General features: G+C 44.6%; 16 protein-coding genes and 1 rRNA gene. 9 read left to right on the top strand and 8 right to left on the bottom strand.

Annotated elements, in window-relative coordinates; all coding sequences use genetic code 11:
• Nucleotides 1-108 (top strand): 5S ribosomal RNA (gene rrf / locus NNC77_RS13920); the annotation flags it as partial.
• Nucleotides 109-302: 194 nt separating this feature from the next.
• On the opposite strand, the gene rnr is transcribed toward rrf, so the two are convergent.
• A complete protein-coding gene (gene rnr / locus NNC77_RS13925; RefSeq protein ID WP_118141984.1) occupies nt 303-2,600 on the bottom strand; it encodes a ribonuclease R in 2,298 nt (765 codons plus the stop codon).
• A 332-nt stretch (nt 2,601-2,932) separates the two neighbouring features.
• Here rnr and NNC77_RS13930 point away from each other — a divergent pair, with 332 nt between their 5' ends.
• A complete protein-coding gene (locus tag NNC77_RS13930) occupies nt 2,933-4,648 on the top strand; it encodes a Na/Pi cotransporter family protein (RefSeq protein WP_118066590.1) in 1,716 nt (571 codons plus the stop codon).
• Nucleotides 4,649-4,754: 106 nt separating this feature from the next.
• Here the strand turns inward: NNC77_RS13930 and NNC77_RS13935 are convergent, their stop codons facing one another.
• A complete protein-coding gene (locus NNC77_RS13935; RefSeq protein WP_006848157.1) occupies nt 4,755-5,453 on the bottom strand; it encodes an SIR2 family NAD-dependent protein deacylase in 699 nt (232 codons plus the stop codon).
• A 174-nt stretch (nt 5,454-5,627) separates the two neighbouring features.
• Here NNC77_RS13935 and NNC77_RS13940 point away from each other — a divergent pair, with 174 nt between their 5' ends.
• The 3 genes from NNC77_RS13940 to NNC77_RS13950 all read left to right on the top strand — a co-directional run bounded on the left by NNC77_RS13940 (nt 5,628) and on the right by NNC77_RS13950 (nt 8,206).
• Nucleotides 5,628-6,230, top strand: a complete 603-nt coding sequence (locus tag NNC77_RS13940; RefSeq protein WP_006848156.1) for an FKBP-type peptidyl-prolyl cis-trans isomerase — start codon at nt 5,628-5,630, stop codon at nt 6,228-6,230.
• 85 nt (nt 6,231-6,315) lie between these two features.
• Complete coding sequence (locus tag NNC77_RS13945; protein ID WP_119229000.1) at nt 6,316-7,191, top strand: FKBP-type peptidyl-prolyl cis-trans isomerase; 876 nt, start codon at nt 6,316-6,318, stop codon at nt 7,189-7,191.
• Between the two features lie 37 nt (nt 7,192-7,228).
• A complete protein-coding gene (locus NNC77_RS13950) occupies nt 7,229-8,206 on the top strand; it encodes an FKBP-type peptidyl-prolyl cis-trans isomerase (RefSeq protein WP_118079612.1) in 978 nt (325 codons plus the stop codon).
• 219 nt (nt 8,207-8,425) lie between these two features.
• Here NNC77_RS13950 and NNC77_RS13955 read toward each other — a convergent pair whose 3' ends face one another.
• From NNC77_RS13955 to NNC77_RS13975, 5 genes are all read right to left on the bottom strand, one after another.
• Nucleotides 8,426-9,181 (bottom strand): LytR/AlgR family response regulator transcription factor, encoded by a 756-nt coding sequence (locus NNC77_RS13955; protein WP_118151744.1) that lies wholly within the window; start codon nt 9,179-9,181, stop codon nt 8,426-8,428.
• A 15-nt stretch (nt 9,182-9,196) separates the two neighbouring features.
• Entirely contained in the window at nt 9,197-11,188 is a 1,992-nt protein-coding gene (locus tag NNC77_RS13960) for a tetratricopeptide repeat-containing sensor histidine kinase (RefSeq protein ID WP_254971434.1), read from the bottom strand.
• A gap of 139 nt (nt 11,189-11,327) precedes the next feature.
• A complete protein-coding gene (locus NNC77_RS13965) occupies nt 11,328-12,215 on the bottom strand; it encodes a hypothetical protein (RefSeq protein WP_254971436.1) in 888 nt (295 codons plus the stop codon).
• 96 nt (nt 12,216-12,311) lie between these two features.
• Entirely contained in the window at nt 12,312-12,977 is a 666-nt protein-coding gene (locus tag NNC77_RS13970; protein WP_254971439.1) for a porin family protein, read from the bottom strand.
• 51 nt (nt 12,978-13,028) lie between these two features.
• The gene (locus tag NNC77_RS13975) at nt 13,029-14,051 is read right to left on the bottom strand and encodes a hypothetical protein (RefSeq protein ID WP_254971441.1); all 1,023 of its coding nucleotides are present in this window, start codon (nt 14,049-14,051) and stop codon (nt 13,029-13,031) included.
• Between the two features lie 510 nt (nt 14,052-14,561).
• Between NNC77_RS13975 and NNC77_RS13980 the strand changes: the two genes are divergently transcribed.
• From NNC77_RS13980 to NNC77_RS13990, 3 genes are all read left to right on the top strand, one after another.
• Nucleotides 14,562-15,029: an Lrp/AsnC family transcriptional regulator gene (locus tag NNC77_RS13980; protein WP_006848151.1), complete on the top strand. Its 468-nt coding sequence runs from the start codon at nt 14,562-14,564 to the stop codon at nt 15,027-15,029.
• Nucleotides 15,030-15,097: 68 nt separating this feature from the next.
• Nucleotides 15,098-16,846 (top strand): membrane dipeptidase, encoded by a 1,749-nt coding sequence (locus NNC77_RS13985; protein ID WP_254971442.1) that lies wholly within the window; start codon nt 15,098-15,100, stop codon nt 16,844-16,846.
• A 4-nt stretch (nt 16,847-16,850) separates the two neighbouring features.
• Complete coding sequence (locus NNC77_RS13990; RefSeq protein ID WP_254971443.1) at nt 16,851-17,879, top strand: M28 family peptidase; 1,029 nt, start codon at nt 16,851-16,853, stop codon at nt 17,877-17,879.
• Between the two features lie 286 nt (nt 17,880-18,165).
• Here NNC77_RS13990 and NNC77_RS13995 read toward each other — a convergent pair whose 3' ends face one another.
• Nucleotides 18,166-18,804: a DUF4294 domain-containing protein gene (locus tag NNC77_RS13995; protein ID WP_117693225.1), complete on the bottom strand. Its 639-nt coding sequence runs from the start codon at nt 18,802-18,804 to the stop codon at nt 18,166-18,168.
• Between the two features lie 210 nt (nt 18,805-19,014).
• Between NNC77_RS13995 and NNC77_RS14000 the strand changes: the two genes are divergently transcribed.
• Nucleotides 19,015-21,114 (top strand): helix-hairpin-helix domain-containing protein, encoded by a 2,100-nt coding sequence (locus tag NNC77_RS14000; RefSeq protein ID WP_254971445.1) that lies wholly within the window; start codon nt 19,015-19,017, stop codon nt 21,112-21,114.
• Nucleotides 21,115-21,188: the final 74 nt, after the last annotated feature.

Raw genomic sequence — 21,188 nt, forward strand, 5'->3', positions numbered from 1 at the left:
TGGTTATTGCGGTGAGGTCCCACCTCTTCCCATTCCGAACAGAGAAGTTAAGCTCACTTGCGCCGATGGTACTGCAATGCAATGCGGGAGAGTAGGTAGCCGCCTCCTTTTATCAAGAGTCTCAGATTTCGAAAGATTTCTGAGGCTTTTTTGTTTTCATGCAGTTTTGCTTTCTTATCGCAGCTTTATCCCACAGATTACGTGGCTCCTTTTATCTTTTTACCTATTCGGTCCTGGATTTTGTAAATGTGTGTAGATTCAAAATAAAAAAGGCTGACCAATAAGGTCAGCCCAATTTGATATTATTTGTTTTTACGGTGATTTCGTGTCTTCTGCTTTGACTTTTTCGCTTTGCTGGAAGAAGTATTAGCTGCAGGCTTTTCCTTGCGTACAGGAGCCGAATCGCCGGCTAGGGTGAAATCTAGTTGTTTCTTCTCCAGGTTGGCTTGCGCCACCTTAATGCGAATAGCGTCGCCTAATTGATATTTATTATGGTGACGACGACCAATCAAACAGAAGTTCTTTTCGTCGAAGTCGTAATAATCGTCAGCGATGTCGCGCATCGGAATCATTCCTTCACAATGGTTTTCGTCTATGGTAGCATAAATTCCGTAAGAAGTAATACCGCTTATATGGGCATCGAATTCCTCGCCGAGTTTATCTCCCATGAATTCTACCATCTTATATTTGATACTGTCACGTTCTGCATTCTGTGCAATCTGTTCCATTTCAGAGCAATGCTCACAGAGTTCTTCGTAATGTTTCTCGTTGGCACTTCTGCCGCCATCTGCGTACTTGGTAAGCAAGCGATGAACCATCGTATCCGGATAACGGCGGATAGGTGAGGTGAAGTGGGTATAGTATTCAAATGCCAGTCCAAAGTGTCCGATGTTGTGAACGGAGTACTTTGCCTTCATCATGGCACGGAGTGCAACCATCTGGATGAGATTATTCTCTGGTTTTCCTTCGCAATCAGACATCAACTTGTTGAGACTTCTTGCTGTAGCGCCCTTCGTACCCTCTGTTTTCATCTTATAACCAAACTTCACAACGAATTCACGCAAGGTTTCCAACTTCTGTGGGTCAGGATTGTCGTGAATACGATAAGGAAGCGTCTTTGGCTTCTTTCCTTTCTTTACCTTTCCGATACTTTCTGCCACCGTACGGTTGGCGAGAAGCATGAATTCCTCGACGAGTTTATTGGCATCCTTAGAGCGCTTGTAGTAGCAGCTTACTGGTTTCCCCTTTTCGTCAACGTCGAAATGCAACTCTTCGCGGTCAAACTTAACAGCACCATTTTTGAATCTTGCGGCACGCAGTTTCTTAGCCAGTCTGTCAAGCGTAATGAGCTGAAGTGCGTTTTCTCCCTGATAAGGATGTTCCTTTGTTTCGGCTGGAGCAGGTTCGCCAGTACCATCAATCACACCATTTGCTTCGAGGAGTTCCTGTACCTCTTCATATTTATATCGGCGGTCGCTCTCTATGACGGTATGTACGATGCGATAGTTCTTGACTTCGGCATTGTTGTCGAGTTCGAAGATGACGCTGTACGCAAGTTTTTCCTCATTAGGACGAAGCGAGCAGATAAAGTTACAGAGACGCTCTGGGAGCATCGGGATGGTGCGATCTACGAGATATACAGATGTTGCACGTTTCACAGCTTCCTTGTCGATGATGCTGCCCTCTGTGACGTAATGTGACACATCTGCGATATGAACACCTACCTGCCAGTTACCATTCTCCAATCTCTGGATACTGAGGGCATCATCAAAGTCCTTGGCATCCTTCGGGTCGATGGTACAAGTGAAAACTTTTCGGAAGTCCTCTCGTTCTTTGTAATCCTGTTCTGTGATGTCGCCGCTTATCTTGTTGGCTGCATCTTCTACATTCTTTGGATACTTATAAGGTAATCCATATTGAGCAAGGATAGAATTCATCTCAACATCATTATCACCCATTTGGCCAAGAATGTCAACAACCTCGCCAATAGGACTCTTGTTTTCTCCATCCGGCCACTCGATAATCCGGACTACTGCCTTGTCATCGGTCTTTCCTCCCTTCACCTTTCTTCTAGGAATGATGATGTTGTGAGCAAAGACATCGCCAGGTGTCACGAGGTAAGCCAGATCCTTATCTACTTTCAGACGTCCTACGAAGGTATCTTTAGCGCGTTCAAGGATTTTGTTGACCTGTGCCTCCTTGATGTGATTCTTACGACGAGCCAGGAAGGTGAATTCCACCCTGTCGCCATTAAGTGCTCCCATCGAATTACGTTCAGAAACGAAAATAGGCTTCTCGCTATCATCAGGGATAACAGAGTTTTTGCCATTTGCCTTTCTAACGAATTTACCTTCCATCACCTGTATGCTTTGATTCAGGCGATAAGAATTATCACTTACCTTAGCCAGGTAGTCATCCCATGCCATTTCCTCCATAATGTCAATCGCCAGCATCTTAAGCGGATGCGTCGTAAGATGGAGGGAACGGAATATCTCTTTAAAGCTGAGCGTTTCGCCCGGTCTTTCGGCAAAGAATTCCTGCAGCATCTCAGTGAGCTGCGCTTTGTTCATTCTTTTGCCACCTTTTTTACCTTTTCCCATAAATTATGACTATTATTAGTTTTATAAGGCAAAGAAACAAAAAAAAAAGGAGAAAACAAAGTTTCTTGGCATCTTTTTTCGTTTTTTATTAAATATGAGGCAAAACTGACCATAATATTTCTTCATTTTTCGTATTTCAGAGCAGAATATAGCTTATTAATTCAGTTTGTCTGTTCGTAAATGTAGTTTTTCTAAAATTGTGTTTAGGAGGTCTTGGATGTTACAATACTGTTACAACTTGAAATATCGGTAACAAATATTTCGTAATAACGGAAATTCTTATTATATTTGCAACCGAAACGTAACAAACATTTCCACAAATACAAATGAATATGGATACAAGTCAATATCTTGTGATTTTTTTTCAGATTCTCGGTTCTTTAGCTTTGCTCATTTATGGTATGAAGGTGATGAGTGAGGCCTTGCAGAAGATGGCAGGATCTCAGTTGCGCCACATTTTGGGTGCTATGACAACCAACCGATTTACGGGAATGCTTACAGGTACCTTTATTACCTGTGCCGTTCAGAGCTCCTCTGCAACTACCGTTATGACGGTTTCTTTTGTAAATGCAGGTTTGCTGACCTTAGCCCAAGCAATTTCCGTTATTATGGGTGCCAACATTGGTACTACGTTTACGGCATGGATTATGTCGCTGGGTTATAATGTAGATTTAACGATTGTCGTATTCCCTGCGTTCTTCCTCGGCATTATGCTGATTTATAGTAAGAAGCGCCGTTATTTCGGAGATTTCCTTTTTGGTATCGCCTTTCTCTTCTTCTCGCTCGTTCTGTTGAGTAGTGCGGGTAAGGCTCTCGATCTGGAACATAATCCGGCGGTTATCGATTTCTTTGGATCTTTTGATACAAAGAGTCATTTTACGATTGTAGTCTTCCTCCTGATTGGTACACTTATAACCTGTATTGTACAGAGTTCGGCAGCTGTGATGGCTATCACCATCTTACTCTGTTCTACAGGCGTACTTCCTATCTATCTGGGCATAGCCTTGGTGATGGGTGAGAATATCGGAACTACCGCTACAGCCAATCTTGCCGCTTTGGGTGCCAATGCCCAGGCTCGTCGTGCAGCCTTGGCCCATCTAGTATTCAATGTCTTTGGTGTAATCTGGGTTCTCTGCCTGTTCTATCCATTTGTAGATTTCGTTTGCTCTATCGTGGGGTATGATCCTGATGGTGGTATGTCTGCGGCACAGAAGACGAAGTTGTTGCCAATTGTCCTGGCGATGTTCCATACCTGTTTCAATGTTTGTAACACGGGCGTTCTGATTTGGTTTATCCCACAGTTGGAAAAAGTTGTCTGCAAACTTATCAAGCCTAAGGCAGATAAGGAGGATGAAGATTTCCGTTTGCGCTTTATCCAGGCTGGCATCATGAAGACCCCAGAACTTTCTGTCTTCGAGGCACAGCAGGAAATCGGCAGTTTCGGCGAGCGTATCCATCGTATGTTTGGTATGGTGAGAGAGTTGCTGGAAACTCAGGATTCCAAGACTTTCGACAAGCTCTATGAGCGTATCGAGAAGTATGAGGGTATTTCTGATAATATGGAGATTGAGATTGCCAAGTATCTTGATCAGGTGAGCGATGCTCATCTGAGTGATGATACCAAGGCGAAGATCCGTGCGATGTTGCGTGAGATTTCTGAAATCGAGAGTATTGGTGACAGTTGCTTTAATCTTGCCCGCACCATTAAGCGCAAGGGTGAAAACAAGGAGGAGTTTACTGCCAAGCAGAGTGAAAACATTCATCAGATGTTTAAGTTGGTAGATGAGGCGCTGACTCAGATGAACTATATGTTTGCTCATGAACGCCATTCTATCAATCTTAACCATACGTACAATATCGAGACTGAGATTAATAATTATCGTACTCAGTTGAGAAACCAGAACCTGGATGATGTGGATAACCATCTTTATACCTATGGTGTAGGTACATTGTACATGGATATCATTCAGGAATGCGAAAAACTGGGTGATTATGTGGTTAATGTCGCCGAGGCCCGTATGGGAGTCAGAACATCTGAGGCTGTGTAATGCAGAATGTTATTGATAGAAAGAAATTAAAGTAATAAAAGCAAACGGGGAAGTATCAATGGATGCTTCTCCGTTTGCTTTTATTGTTTAGGTATTCTGAATGTTTTTATTTTTCCAATATTTCCTTCAGTTCCTTCATACCATCTGAAGCCCCTTTCATGATGTGCTCTATCTTGTAATATCCATTGGTGTTTACGGCACCTGGGTCTATCAGATAGATAGGAATGTGAGGCTTGGTATATGAAATCAGACCTGCAGCAGGATAAACGTTGAGTGAGGTTCCGATAATGACGAAGATATCGGCTTGCTGTACAGCTTCGGCTGCCGGCTCAATCATAGGAACGCTTTCGCCGAAGAAAACGATAAATGGGCGCAACAGGCTTCCATCTCCAGCTTCGGTTCCCGGCTTTACCTCGCAGTCATCCTCAGGTAATTCCTTGATGTAGCGATAGTCGTAAGGGTCGCGTGAAGAGCAAACCTTTGATAGTTCGCCATGCAGATGGATTACATTCTTGGAACCTGCCTTCTCATGCAGATTATCTACATTCTGGGTGATTACCGTCACATCGAAGTCTTTTTCCAGTTCCTTGATAAGTTTATGTCCCTCGTTAGGTTGCGCAGCATAGAGTTTATGGCGCAACATATTATAGAAGTTTGTTACTAGGGTAGGGTCAGCTTCCCATCCCTCATGGGTAGCTATCTGTTCTACAGGATAGTTTTCCCATAATCCATCATTGCCACGGAAAGTTTTGAAACCACTCTCCACAGACATGCCTGCACCGGTTAAAAATACGAGTTTCTTCATCTTATCACGTTTTAATTATTCATATTTTCTTAATCTTTTTATTAAGAATGCACAAATTTAGCAATTTTTCTGCAAATAACATCGTTTTAAGCGAGAAAAATGTTATCTTTGCACTCGTTTTAAGGACAAAAAGTACATTTTAAGATTATTAATACATTATTATAAATAAATTTTATGGATAAAGTAAGTTATGCTTTGGGCATCGGCATCGGTCGCCAGTTGGCTTCTATGGGTGCAGAGAGTTTGAATATTGATGATTTTGCACAGGCTGTAAAGGATGCCATCGCCGGTAAGCTTCAGCTCGGCGAGCAGGAAGCTCAGGAGTTGGTACAGAACTTCTTTGCAGAGCAGGAGGCTAAGGCTCAGGCTGCTGCTGCCGAGAAGGGCAAGGTTGCTAAGGAAGCTGGTGAGAAGTTCCTCGCCGAGAACGGCAAGAAGGATGGTATCATCACTACTAAGAGCGGTTTGCAGTATCAGGTTTTGCGTGAAGGTAATGGCAAGGCTCCTAAGGCTACCGATCAGGTTGAGTGCCACTATGAGGGAACGCTTATCGATGGTACTAAGTTTGACAGTTCTTACGACCGTGGTCAGACTGCTACCTTCCCATTGAACCAGGTTATCGCTGGTTGGACAGAGGGTCTTCAGCTCATGACCGAGGGTGCCAAGTTCCGTTTCTTCATCCCTTATCAGTTGGGTTATGGCGAGCGTGGTGCTGGTGCATCTATCCCTCCATTCTCAGCCTTGATTTTCGATGTTGAGCTCGTTGCCGTTAAGTAATCTGTTAGTAGATATATTTAAACGAAGTAAAGGCAATCCTGGAATATAATAGATAAAAATAAAGATTTAAAATATAAATAAGGAAATGAAAAAGTTATTTTTCGGAGCCCTCGTGGCTTGTGCTGCTGCTACATTCGTAGGTTGTGGCAATTCTACTCCTAAGGCAGATCTCAAGACTGATGTAGATACAATGAGCTATGCTATGGGTATGTCTCAGACTCAGGGTCTGAAGGAGTTTTTGGTAGAGCGCATGGGCGTTGATACTGCTTACATGGATGATTTCATCAAGGGTCTTAACGATGGTGCCAACGCTGGTGACGACAAGAAGAAGGCTGCTTACTACGCAGGTATCCAGATTGGTCAGCAGATCTCTAACCAGATGGTTAAGGGCATCAACCACGAGGTATTCGGTGAGGATTCTACAAAGTCTATCTCTCTGAAGAACTTCATGGCTGGTTTCATCACAGGTACTACAGGCAAGAAGGGCTTGATGACTGTTGAGCAGGCTGCTCAGATAGCTCAGGCTAAGATGATGGCTATCAAGGCTAAGAACATGGAGAAGGAATATGGTCCTAACAAGGTTGCTGGTGAGAAGTTCCTCGCTGCCAACAAGAAGAAGCCAGGAGTTGTTACTCTGCCTTCAGGTGTTCAGTACAAGGTAATCAAGGAGGGTAACGGCCCTATGCCAAAGGATACTTCTATGGTTAAGGTTAACTACGAGGGTAAGACAATCGACGGCAAGGTATTCGATTCTTCTTTCAAGCGTGGTCAGGCCGTAGATCTCCGTGCTAACCAGGTTATCAAGGGTTGGACTGATGCATTGGTTCACATGCCAGCAGGTTCTGTTTGGGAGGTTTACATTCCTCAGCAGTTGGCTTATGGTGAGCGCGAGCAGGGTCAGATCAAGCCATTCTCTGTATTGATCTTCAAGATTGAGTTGATTTCAGTAGGTGGCAAGTAATTTTTGTGGGAACTCATTTTTATAGAGGACTTTATAAATGAAGAAAATATTAATGACAGCACTCGTCCTCGTGGCGGGTGCCTCTTTGTTTACAGCTAGTGCTGCAAGCAAGAAGAAGGTTAAGAAGGCGGCTACTCTTGTTGAGTTGAAATCATCAGCCGATTCTTTGAGTTATGTAGCTGGTATGAATGCCACTCGTGGTCTGATTCCTTATATCCAGCAGAGTTTTCAGGTAGATACTGCCTATATGGAGAATTTCCTTCGTGGTTACAAGGATGCGCTTGCCATGGGAATCAATCCTAAGACCGTAGCTTATTCTGCAGGTATGGAGGTTGCCAAACTGGTAGAGAAGCGCGTATATCCTGGCACAAAGGAAGAGTTGAAGAGTACAGGCGATTCTATCAGCCATGCTATGTTCCAGAATGGTTTTATCGCAGCTTTGGCTAATGATACAACATTCTTTACCTCTAAGGCTGCTGCCGATTTCCAGAAGGAAGCTTTGGCTGGTGCCGGCGAGAAGTTCCTTGCTGCTAATGCCAAGAAACCTGGTGTAAAGGTGTTGCCTAGCGGTTTGCAGTATAAGGTGATTACTGAAGGTCATGGCGAGGTGCCTAAGGCTAGCGATGAGGTAGAAGTTATCTACGAGGGTCGTCTGATTGATGGTACCGTTTTTGATGCTACATCCAAGCATGGTGGCAGCAAGACAGATAAGTTCCGTGCCAACGGATTGATCAAGGGTTGGACCGAGGCGCTTACTCTGATGCCTGTGGGCAGTAAGTGGCAGGTTTACATTCCTTACGAGTTGGCTTACGGCGAGCGTCAGGCTGGTCAGATTCCTCCATACTCTACTTTGGTGTTCGATCTTGAGCTGGTTAGCATCGTAAAGCCTGAGGTTAAGGCTGAGCCTGCTGGCGAATTGAAGGAAGATGTAGCCGTAGGAGCAGAGAAGAAGGTGGCAAAAGCGCCAGCTAAGTCTGCTGCCAAGAAAGCTGCGCATTCAAAGAAGAGAAAGTAATTACTGAAATTCATTTCAACAAGTAATTACTACTAAAATATAATAAGGTAAGAGCCAAGGATAGAGTGTTATCTTTGGCTCTTTTTGACGGGTGATAAAGTGGTGAAACCTTTGCGTGATCATTACTTCTCCGAGGTTATCAGATAAGCGTATGATTTTTCTACTAAAAGTAGTAAGATGCCAAGGTCTTTAACATTTCAATAGTTTTTTTGCCTAAAATCAAAGACTATAAAAGCGGTCTATCAATTTCTTGCGATAGAGGCGTCCTACCCTTACATAGCTTATGTTATCAAATGGCGGATAGAAGTGGCATACGTTGTCAACCACCTCTATCAGATAATTCATATTGATGATAAACTTTTGGTTGACTTGTATAAACTGCTTGTCCACTTCCAGGAGGTCATCACCCTTGATGGTTCGCTTCAGACGGACAGGAGCCTTGCTGCCCGCTACCACAGCCTCCCAGCAACGCACTTCATGATTATACTGAAAGAGAGCGATGTCGCGCTTGTCAACCAGTTTGAAATCTATGGTATTGGTATAGAGCAGAAACTTGCCGTTGTCGGACATGAGTTTGTCCTTATCCTGCCCGTCGGATTGCGGGGTTGGTAAAAGGGGGTGTTCGGCAAGTCGCTGCATAATGATGTCCAACTCCTTGTCATCAATAGGCTTCAGAAGTACATCGAAGGCTTTCTTTCTGAAAGCTGGCAACACAAACTCATCGTAAGCTGTATACATTACCACCCTGCAACGGCCATGGGTAAAGAAATCCAGTCTGTCCAGGAAATCCAAACCGGAAATATCGGGCAACTGCACGTCAAGGAAGAGCAAGTCGGGCTGTAACTCGCTCACCCTCGCCAGGCCGTCTAGTCCGGAGTGCTCTACTGCCACCACTTCTACCTCGGAGAATCTGGCCAGCCTTTCGTTCAGGTCTTTGACTGCCTGCTTATTGTCGTCTATAATGATTGTTCTCATCTTGCGGTTCTTTTGTCAAATAAATAGTTTGATATTATCTGGAATAACTATCGTTGCCACACATCCTACGGCTTTTCCATTTTCCTGTTCATTATTGAGCGAGAAGTTCATCTTGTTCTTATTTCGCTCGTTGACGATGACGATAGTTTGGGTGATGACGTTCAGTCCGGTGCGCTTCTTTCCCACACTACGGATGTCAAATCCCGGTCCATTGTCTCTGACCTTGATACAGGTGTTTTTTCCTTCCTTGCTTATCCCGATATGGATAATCTTATGTCCATCCCATCCCTTCAGACCATGCACGAAAGCATTCTCCACGAGAATCTGCACAAACATGGAAGGGATGCGCACCTGATCTATATTCACACTTTCGGCAATATTGATAGCAAACTCGAAGTCATCGCCCACCAGCTGTTTCTCCACATCAACATACCGTTTCACGAAGTCCAACTCTTCGCGCAACGTCACATCCAGACGGCACGACAGGTCGAGGTTAGCTCTTATCAACTTAGTCAGGTCGAGCAAGTCATTGGCATCATGCTCATCCGATTTCAATATTTTACCATTAAGCACATTAAACACGAAATGTGGAGAAATACGGTTGCGCACACAAGCTAGCCTCAACTGCATGTTGCGCATTTTATCTTGCGCATTTCGCTTGCGGGAGCGCATGACAAGAAGAGCAAAGATCAGGATGATGACAACGACCAGCGATACTGCTGCCACCGTGATGGCATAGGCACGCTGGACAACAGCATTCTTATGCTCCATCTCCAGGTTATGGTGCAAACGAATGGTATCTTGCGCAAATCGGTCCATGATTTCTGATGCACGCATCTTGATGCGGTTATGCTCCAGAGAGTCGTTCTGTTGGACATCCGTCCTCAGATTATCGTAGGCTCCCCGATAATCGCCTATAGCCTCATAATACTTGCGAAGATAACGGTTACGAATCTGGCGAAGACTAAACTCCATGCTATCTGACCCCTTCTCGTGTGACAAGATATCCTTGACCTTTGCCATATTCCCCTGCTTTACCGCCTGTCCGATACGGATAGAATTGACATAATAAATAGATACCTCATTACCATTTTCGGCAAACCAGGGTTCTATCTCGTCGAGATACTTCTCGGATAGCGCCACTTTGTCCAAATTGAGATATACATCTGCGAGATTGAGCTTGCAGAGGTACATATCGAAGGTATCTGTCTTATGATGTTTCTCGAGAAAAGCCTTCATGGCAAGAAACTTCTGGAGAGAAGCCTTGTAGTTCTTGGTATAATAATAGTAGTTGCCATAGTTATTGAGGTAATAAGCCTGCATGCCTACAGACATCTGCGAGAAATACTTCTCTGTCTGCTGATAATACTTCAGCGAGGTATCAAAATCGTTGAGTTGCAGATAGATGGTGGCAAGTCCGAGATAGAGTGTGATGTTTTCACTAGACGGCAACCCGAGCGAGTCTACCAGAAACAGGGCACGCCGATAACACGCCGCAGCCTCTGGCAACTGACTCTTGAAGATATAAGCATCGCCCAGATTGGCACAAACCTTAGGCATCTGGTCTTTAGCATCGCTGTTAGCCAACAAGGTTGTGGCGTCTTTATAGAGTCTTATCACCTCATCCGGATTCTTGCGATAATTATGATAAGCAATAGCCTTGCAATTGTATGCGTATGCCAATAGAGAGTTACGGCGTTCTGTAGCTGGCTGGAGTTTGCAATAAGATATGGTCTTATCCAAGATGGGATACATCGAGTCTGGGGTGGCAGACAGACAGAAGTACTTTGCCTTGCGAATATAATATTCATAATAAGTCAGGCTATCCGTTGCCGAAGCCAAGGCTTTCTTTATAATTTCAGGAGCATGAACCGACATGGCTTCCACTGAGTCATCAATGCAAGCTAACACTTTTCGTTCTTCTTCTGTCTTACCCGATTCCGCAGGTCGTTGGCAACCCAACAGTACGACCAACAGCAGGCATATACACCAAACAAATCTTTTCATCTTCTATATTCCGTTAAAACTCTCTTTTTATGGCAAAAATAAGCATTTTACTACACATCCACAAGTTTTTTGCCAAAAAATCTTCCAGAAAAGCACAAAGAGAGTGCATTTTTCAATAGAAACACACTCTCCCGTTCTTTTATTTACTCATATAAGTATAATTTCTTGTTGTCCAATATCTACTGTTATTGTATTTATACTTGGAAGCCTTTACGGAACCATCGTCATTAAATTCGTAGCTATACCTGAAAGTAGAAGTTTCGCCATCACTATCATGCTGGGAAGCAGACACTGGATGATAATCGCCAGCTACACCAAAATACCCAACATAGAACAAGAATTCCATATCTTCTATTATATCTGCCATATAGTTGTCTGTCCATTGCTTGGTGATATTAGGATAGGTGTTGTCACCATACTCAAATGTAGCTGTATCGGTAAATTTCTCTCCATCTTCGCTTCCATTGCATACGATTTGGGTGAGTTTACCATTAGACCAAGACAAATTATACTCCAAGGAATACTTCTCTGTTACCTTCTCGCCATCCTCGTAATATACATCTGTGCCAGAACTGGCAATTTTAGTCAGGTGTCCCTTGGAATCGTAAGAGAACCACGCCTCGCCTTTATTTTCGTCATTATCAGACTGATCTGTACTGCGGGTTTTCATGTTGACGATATAACCATTTTTATTCAACGCTATATCGTAATACTCTGTCACATCTGAATAACTGCCATGAGTATTGGTATAAGAAATCTTGAATGGATTGTAGGAGAAAATATAATCATCACTACCATAGGCTCTACACTTTGTGATTTTTCCTTCTGAGTTGTAGTTGAAAGTATTGTCACCTACAGAAGTAATATAAAGTTTCTCACCATCGCTGCCAGTTATCTGACCTGCGGTATCACTTCCTCCAGCCGAAGGGGTAAAGCCATCGTCATCACTACTGCATGAAGTAAAGAAGAAAGGTAATGCCATCAAAAGCATACCTATATAATAAAGAGGTAATTTCGCTGTTTTCATGATTCTAAGTTTTTTAATGATTGTAATAATAAGAGGGATGCAATATCCTTATAGCAAATATTGCATCCCCTTTTATCAAGGTTCAACGATGTATTATTAGAAATTATAACCTACGCTGAACATCCAGTTCTTGTTCTTCAACTTGCCATCGCCAGAGTTCTTGGCTATATTAGAGAAGCCAAACTCATAAGCTGCACCGATGTAATAGTTCTTAGCAATTGTCAAGCCAGCACCAATCTGCAGACCACAATCAAAACGTTTCCAATCTGCACCCTTATCGCCGAAGCAATCCCACTTGTCTTCGTCACCATCATCTGTTTCCTTAATCTTACCACCTACGCCATAAGCGAAGTAAGGACCAACATTAATCTGCAACTGAGCAGCATCGCTAAAGTTGTAACGATAAGAAGCCAATACAGGAATTTCCAAGTACATTGGATTTGCTGTCAACTCATAGTCTCCTTCTTTCTCCTTGTAACCCTTGTTCTGGAGATAAAGACCAGTCTGAACATAAAGACTCTCCATCATAGGAATATCTGCGATAATGCCTACATGCCAATTAGTTTTATTGTCTGTAGAAACGGTCACGTTGTCTTCTTCATAGGCCATACCTGCCATGTTGAGACCGGCACGGATACCAAACTGAACGCCGCCATCAGCCTTCTCTGTTGAGAAGAATGAAGAAGATGAGCTACTTGCACGCTGTGCTGAAGCTGTAAGAGCGCAGAATGCGCAAACTGCTACAATAATAATTTTTTTCATAATCTTAAAAAGTTTATATGATTAATACTCATAGCTTTACAAATAGATAGACTACATACTGAAATCCATGCGCCATACATTATAGTTCTTTTCTGCTGAGCCACGCTGAGACAGGAAGAAGATACTCTTTCCGTCTGGTGACCAAACTGGCGACAAATCGTTACCTGGATGGTAAGTAAGCTGAGTAAGCTGGGTACCATCGGTGCGAACTACAAATATGTCAGTATTGTCAATCTTCTCTTTTTCAGACCTGCTAGATCCTGTAACCAACAGCCATCTGCCATCAGGTGATAACTGAGGCGTACTGAAGCTCTTGCCTGGCTGGGAAAGGATAACTTCCTCCACACCCGTCTTGAAGTTTACACGCCAAATTTCACTTTCCTTGTTCGTTGTAAAACGGGCGCAATAGATGGCATCAAGATCATTAGGAATAAGACAAGCCGTCATACCTCTACTATAATTGGAGAAAAGGTTGGTCTTGCGATCATAACTCCAAAGGCTATAAGATGCATATCCCTCTCCACGATGGAAATAAATTGTGTTTCCATCTTTACTGATTACACCGCCGAAGTCATTGTCTGTTCCGTTTGAAATCTGACGTACCACAGTACCCTGATTGGCATCTACCAGATACACGCCATGATGATTGCCTCTCACCTCAGTAAAGCACAGGGTCTTGCCATCAGGACTCCAAGTGAAGCCCTCTACGTTTGTACGGAATGTGCGCTGTACACTGGCGCCACCTTTAGCAGCATTCTTAATCATGATGTTGGTGGTTCCATTCTTTTCGTTGATGTAACCTATGCGTCTTCCATCAGGAGATACGCCAATTTGAGGAATTACCCACCAATCGATAGTATTGGTCTTGCGAGAGCCAAAGACGCCAGATGTCTTACCCACGATATTACCTTTATAATCAGCTACGCAGTCAGCGTCATCTGTAATTTTTTCGAACTTCACACCACCCTCCTCTGGTACGAAGACGAGGGAAAAATCAAATTTCACCTTTGCATCTACACCTACTGACAATAAGAGTAAAGATGCTAAAAGCCAATAACTTTTCTTTTCCAGCATTTTCATATTCTATAATTTTAACTTATTATATTATTTTTTTTCTGTTTGCAAAGGTAAATAAAATATTTTGATCTCACAAACAGCAAAAATCGCATCCATGCCTATTCGTCGATAGGACATGTATAACCCTCTAAAATTAATGCCTATTTGCTAGAAAATAAAGAGGCCAGAGACCCCTACCAATAGGATCTCCGACCTCTTTATATAATATATTATGAGATTTTTTTGCGTTTTTTACAATACTCTCATTTCTGCTTTCACAAGATTACTTCTTACCGAAACCTTTGCGTGATCATTACTTCTCCGAGGTTATCAGATAAGCGTATGATTTTTCTACTAAAAGTAGCAAAATGCCAAGGTTTTTGGTTAAAAACAGTATAAAAAACAACAAAATGCACGGATATTGCAAAATATTCGTGCATTTTGTTTGCAGTTTCAATAGATTTTATTAATTTTGCTATCTGGTATAGAAAAGTACCTTATAAATAGAATAATATAAAACAAAACGAAATGGAGAAAATAGACAATCTAGACAGAAAGATTCTCGGCATCCTTTCCAAGAATGCCCGTATTCCTTTCAAAGACGTAGCCGCAGAATGTGGCGTGTCTCGTGCAGCCATCCATCAGCGTGTTCAGCACTTGATGGAGGATGGTTTCATCACCGGTAGCGGTTTTGATGTAAACCCTAAAAGCCTGGGTTATTCTACCTGCACTTATGTAGGTTTGAACTTGGAGCGTGGTAATATGTATAAAAAGGTGGTAGAGCGCTTGCAGAACATTCCTGAAATCGTAGAGTGCCACTTTACAACCGGTTCATACACCATGCTGATCAAGCTTTATGCCCGCGACAACGAGCAGCTCATGGATTTGCTCAACAATAAGCTTCAGGCTATCCCTGGTGTGGTTTCTACCGAAACGCTTATCTCTCTTGAGCAGAGCATCAAGCGTGAGATTCCTGTACTTCTCGATGAAGATTAATAAGAGTCTCCATACCTGAGTACGATTTTTAGAAGATCTTGAATCATTATTTTTTGAAAGATAAACAAATGGAAACATTTGACTTAGAGTCGCATCTCCAGGATGCATACTCTAGATTTCCCGAAGCGAAGCATCAGCCTGTAATTGGCCTTACTGCCAATTATGAAGGTATTGATGCTACGCTTCGCGACCGTTATTATAAGCAGGTAATAGCGGCTGGCGGTACGCCGGTCATTATTCCTCCTGTTGCCGATGCTCAGGTCATCGTCAATACCCTGGAGCATCTTGATGGATTGATTCTGACGGGTGGCGGTGACCATAATCCGCTGTGGATGGGCGAAGAGCCTTCTCCCCGTCTTCACAACATCAATCAGGAACGTGATGCTGCCGAACTGATGATTACCCGATTGGCTTTCAACCGCCAGATTCCGATTCTTGGCATCTGCCGGGGCATCCAGACCCTCGCCATTGCGCTGGGCGGAAAGGTGTGCCAGGATATCAAGCAGTTGGTAAAGCACAGCCAGGATGCTGACCGTACTGAACCAACCCACATCGTAGAAATCAAGAAAGATTCCACCTTATATAATATATATAATAAGGAGAAGATCTTTGTCAACTCGTTCCACCATCAGGCGGTAAGCGAGCCAGGCAATCATCTGCGCACCATCGCCAAATCTTCCGACCATATTATCGAGGCAGTAGAGAGTAGCGAGTATAAGCAGATTCTCGGTGTGCAATGGCATCCGGAATGGCTGGAAGAAGAAGGATTGAAGATTTTCCAATGGCTGGTTAATCAGGCTAACAACTTTTATGCAGCCAAGCAGTTGCATAAGCGCATCCTTACGCTCGATACCCATTGTGATACTCCTATGTTCTTCCCTCAGGGCATCAAGTTTGATCATCGCGATTCCCGCATTCTGGTTGATCTCCATAAGATGACCGATGGTCATCAGGATGCTACCACGATGGTAGCTTACCTGCCACAGCCTCAGATAGGCGAGAGCTTCAGCAGCAAGGTGGCTTTCGATGTAAAGGGACCTGCGCAGTATGCCGACCTCATCTTCGACAAGATAGAAGAGATTGTGAGCAAGAACAGTCAGTATCTCAGCATAGCCCGTACTCCTGCCGATCTTTACAGCGATAAGCGGAAAGGCAGAAAGAGCATAATGCTCGGTATTGAGAACGGCCTTGCCCTGGAGCACGATATCAGTAACGTGAAGCATTTCGCTCAGCGCGGCATCGTTTATATCACGCTCTGCCATAATGGTGATAATGATATCTGCGATAGTGCCCGCGGCTGCAATACCCATAATGGTGTGAGCAGTTTTGGCGAGAAGGTGATTCATGAGATGAACCGTCTGGGCATCATGGTAGATTTGAGTCATGGTGGCGAGAAGAGTTTCTACGATGCACTTGATATCAGCCAGACGCCTATTGTCTGCAGTCATAGCAGCAGCCGTGCGCTCTGCGATGTGCCTCGCAATCTGACCGATGACCAGATGCGTGCCCTCGCAGCAAAGGGTGGTGTGGCTCATACCACGCTCTATCATGGATTCCTGCGTAAAGAGGGTGAAGCCGACATCATGGACGCTATCGCCCATCTTGAGCATGCCATCGATGTGATGGGTATCGACCACGTAGGTCTGGGAACCGACTTTGATGGAGACGGCGGCATCAGAGGTCTCGCCGACTCTTCTGAACTCATCAATTTCACCCTCCAGCTGTTGCGCCGCAAATATAGCGAGCAGGATATTATCAAGATTTGGGGAGGCAACTGGCTCAGAGTGATGACGCAGGTGCAGAACTTTAAACATTAATGTTATGACGAAGAAAATGAAGATAATTTTAGGCTTGGTAGTTGCTGCCGGAGTGGTAGCTGGAGCTATCAGCTATAAGAATGTCAACACCACGTCGCCGGAAATCCAGGAAGTAGAGGAAGCAGAGAAGCTGAATCCTGTAGGTCCTGCCTTTAATGCCGATTCGGCGTTGGCTTATTGTGCCGCACAATGCGATTTCGGTCCTCGCGTCATGAACAGCGAGGCGCACGACAAGTGTGGCGAATGGATTGTGAGCAAGTTCAAGCAGTTTGGTTGCGAGGTAGAAACCCAGAAGGCTGACCTCAAGGGCTATGATGGTACCATCCTGAAGAATACCAATATCATCGCCCATTACAACCCGAAGGCTGAAACCCGCATCTTGCTCTGTGCCCATTGGGACAGCCGTCCTTGGGCCGACAACGACCCCGACAGTACCAACTGGCGCAAGCCTGTAATGGCTGCCAACGATGGAGCCAGCGGAGTAGCCGTCATGTTGGAGATAGCCCGCCAGCTGCAGGCAGACAAGAAGCTGAATCCTAACATCGGCGTAGATTTCGTATGTTTCGATACTGAAGACTGGGGAACACCTCAGTGGGCTGATGTTCAGGACGATGGCGATACTTGGGCATTGGGTGCCCAGTACTGGAGCGAGAACAAGCCTGAGGGATATAATCCTCGTTTCGGAATCCTCCTCGATATGGTGGGCGGACAGGGAGCCAAGTTCTACCGTGAGGGCATGTCTATGCAGTATGCCGGTGGCATCGTGAAGAAGGTTTGGGCTGCAGCCCGTCAGGCTGGTTTTGGCTCTTACTTCCCTAAGAGCGATGGCGGAATGATTACTGATGATCATATTCCGGTCAACGAGAAGGCTAAGATTCCTACTGTAGATGTGATAGCTTATTATCCAGACTGCCAGCAGAGCAGTTTCGGTCCTACCTGGCACACCGTGAGCGATGATATGGATCATCTGGATAAGAATGTGCTTAAGGCGGTTGGCCAAACTATGATTCAGGTGCTTTATACTGAGGAATAGGTGGGCATCCCATTCGAATATAAAAGGAAATGTTCCTAGGAAAAGTTGTTGCTTTTCTTAGGAACATTTCTTTTTTCTGTCTGTTTAAATCTTCGTTCATAGACGTTGAACCGCCGTTCAGTGTCTTTGAACCGACATTCAATGTCTTTGAACGGCGGTTCAATGTCTATGAACGGAGATTTCTTCTGCTTGTATCAACAAAAAAACTTAGGTATAAAAGCAATTCCTATTGACAGGAAATGCTTTTATACCTAAGTGTATGGGCTTTCTGAATAAGATGAGCTGGTTAAATCTGCCCCGATTCTACCTGTCTTACCACTCTTTCTGTTAATCTGTCAACGCCGTTCGGGTCGTACTTCTTGTTGAGGCTGGCGCCGAAGAGGCTTGCAAATGCCTGATAGAATCCGGCACGGATAGGACCCAGAAAGGCTTGAATCAGGTGATAGGATGAGGAATTGCACTCACGATATACCAGTTTGATGCAGAGTTTACCCTGTGCATAGGTGAGTTTCTTCATTCTTGGTGTATATTCCTGTTTGATACCTTTCTCCACCAGTTTCATGTGTGCGTCCTTTGCCTTCTTGTTAGGCAGCGTTTCCAGATAATCACCCGTTTCGATGATAATCTTTCTTACCTCTTTGGCTATCGGCAGCACCTTCTTGATGTTGTATACCAAACGGTTGTAAGCCATTCGTTCCTTGGCGTTCTTGAATACCGGCTGCGGATAAACGTACACGTTGTTCACCTGAACATATTGCACGCTGTCATGATCCAGGAGCACTTTTCCTACCTTCACCATCGGTTCAAAGGTAGGAGTATCCATGTCTACCTCCCTGTCTTCAGGGTTGTCGCCATCGGTCTGCGCCATGGTTTGCAGGGTGATGCAGAAGAGCATCACCAGTAAAAAGCATATTTTCTGTTTCATGTAAATCTCCTCAAAGTTCTTTGTCCAGCTCCTTTTCTTCGTGGAGCTTCTTCTATATATAAAGAGGTGTAAGCCCCTTTGTGTTACTAATTACGCCGCAAAATTACAGATTATTTCTCAAATTGAGAAAGATTCTTGGCTTTTTCTTTCTCTTTTTCATATTTTAGCAGTAACTTTGTCTTAATTTAATAAACAAAGTGCCTACTACACATGAAGCATGCTCATTCCATAACATCCCTCTTGTTGAAACTGTTTCTCGTAGGCAGCTCCCAAATCTTCTGTGCCTCATGGGCTCAAGCCCAATCTTCCTCTCTTTCAGAACTGGGCGCCGCGCCCGAAGATTCTCTTTCCGCTTCGCCACCCTGGCAGCAACTGCTGTCCGACCTTTCTTCATCCGAAGATTTCGAGCATGTAGCCTGGCAGGATTATGAAGAAGATTTGGAGGAGATGGTGCAGCATCCCGTCAATCTGAATACGGCAACGAGAGAAGAACTGGAGCGCATTCCGTTTCTTACCGCATCACAGGTAGAAGACATCCTGTTCTATATCTACCGCTATGGCCAGCTGAAGAGTATGAGCGAGCTTACCCTGATAAGCAGCATCGGCTGGTATCAGCGCCAGCTGATGAGTTGTTTCTTCTATGTGGCCGATGACGGGAGCAAGCCGGCTTTCCCCAGTCTTAAAAACATCGCCCAGTATGGCAAGCACGAGGTGATGGGCATGCTGAAGGTTCCTTTTTATGAGCGCAAGGGCGATGCGAGCGGAACCGACGGCTATCTGGGTTATCCTTACAAGCACGGACTGCGCTACCAGTTTCGCTACGGCAATTCCGTCAAACTGGGATTCGTAGCTTCTCAGGATGCCGGCGAACCATTCTTCGGAGGCAGGAACACGATGGGTTACGACTTCTATTCCTTCTATCTTCAGGTAAAGAACCTGGGCAGATGGAAGAATATCACCCTGGGCAGATACAGACTGAACGCAGGATTGGGACTGATACTCAATAATGATTTCGGCTTCGGCAAACTCTCAGCCTTAACCTCCTTGGGCAGATCATCTTCCTGCATCATCCGCGGTCATTCCTCCCGCTCCTCTGCCAATTATCTGCAAGGCGCCGCAGCCACCTATACCTTATTAAAAGGACTGGAACTGACCGGCTTTCTTTCTTATCGCCAGATAGATGCTACGCTTTCTGCTGACGGCGGGGGCATCAAGACCATCCTGAAGACCGGTTTGCATCGCACGGTGAATGAGATTGCTAAACAGAAGGTAGCATCCAATACACTTGTGGGAGGCAACATCAGTTACCGGCATCAGGGCTGGCACATCGGAGGTACAGCCTTTTATACCTCTTTTTCCCTTCCGCTCACGCCCAATAAAAGCCAGCTTTACAAGCGTTTTGCTCCAGAGGGGAATGCCTTCTGGAATGCCAGCATCAGCTATGGTTATATCTCCCATCGCCTCACCCTCTCTGGCGAGACAGCAACTGGCGATTGCGGTTCCATAGCCACGCTCAATGCAGCCTCCTATCTCTGTTCCGACCATTTCACGCTGATGGCTCTCCACAGGTTCTATTCTGCCCGATATTATTCTCTCTTCAGCAACAGCTTTTCCGAGGGGAGCGATGTGCAGAATGAAAACGGCGTATATCTGGGCTTTACCTGGATTCCTGCCCATCATTGGAGCATCACAGCCTACAGCGATTTCGCCTATTTCGCCTGGCCTAAGTATCAGACCAGGGAGAGCACACAGAGTTGGGATAATCTGGTGAATATTCTCTTCCAGCCCTCAAGAGTCCTGACGGTAGGAGGAAGGTTCCGTTATAAGGATAAGGCGGGAACCACGACCGGCCGTCTGCGTCTCTATGCCACAATATCCCAAAAACGATGGAGCGCCAAAACCAGTTTAGACTATACGATGAGTCAGGCGGAAAGCGCGATGAAGAATGAGGGCGATGAACTTAGTAAAGGCTATATGGTGAGCGAGCATATAGGATGGGAATGGAAATGGAAGAAGCAGTTGAAAGGAACGTTGAGAGGCTGCCTGGGCTATTTTCATACTTCCGATTTCGCCTCCCGTATCTATGCTTATGAGCCCGGTCTGCTCTATCAGATGAGTTTCGGCAGCTACTACGGCGAGGGCATCCGTTATGCCTTGGTGGCACGCTCAGAGATAGGTTCCCATCTGCTGCTTATCGCCAAATTGGGTACAACCGATTATTTCGACCGCTCTCACATCTCTTCTGGTTTGCAGGAAATCTCCCGCTCTTCGCAAACCGATCTGGAGATACAGGTAAAGTGGAAATGGTAAGAAAGAATGGAGAAAAACGGGAAATATATATCAAGAATAAAAAATATTAAACGTTTTTCTTGTTTAAATAGAAA

The sequence above is a fragment of the Segatella copri genome, from assembly GCF_024330485.1.
GTDB classification, from domain to species: domain Bacteria; phylum Bacteroidota; class Bacteroidia; order Bacteroidales; family Bacteroidaceae; genus Prevotella; species Prevotella copri_L.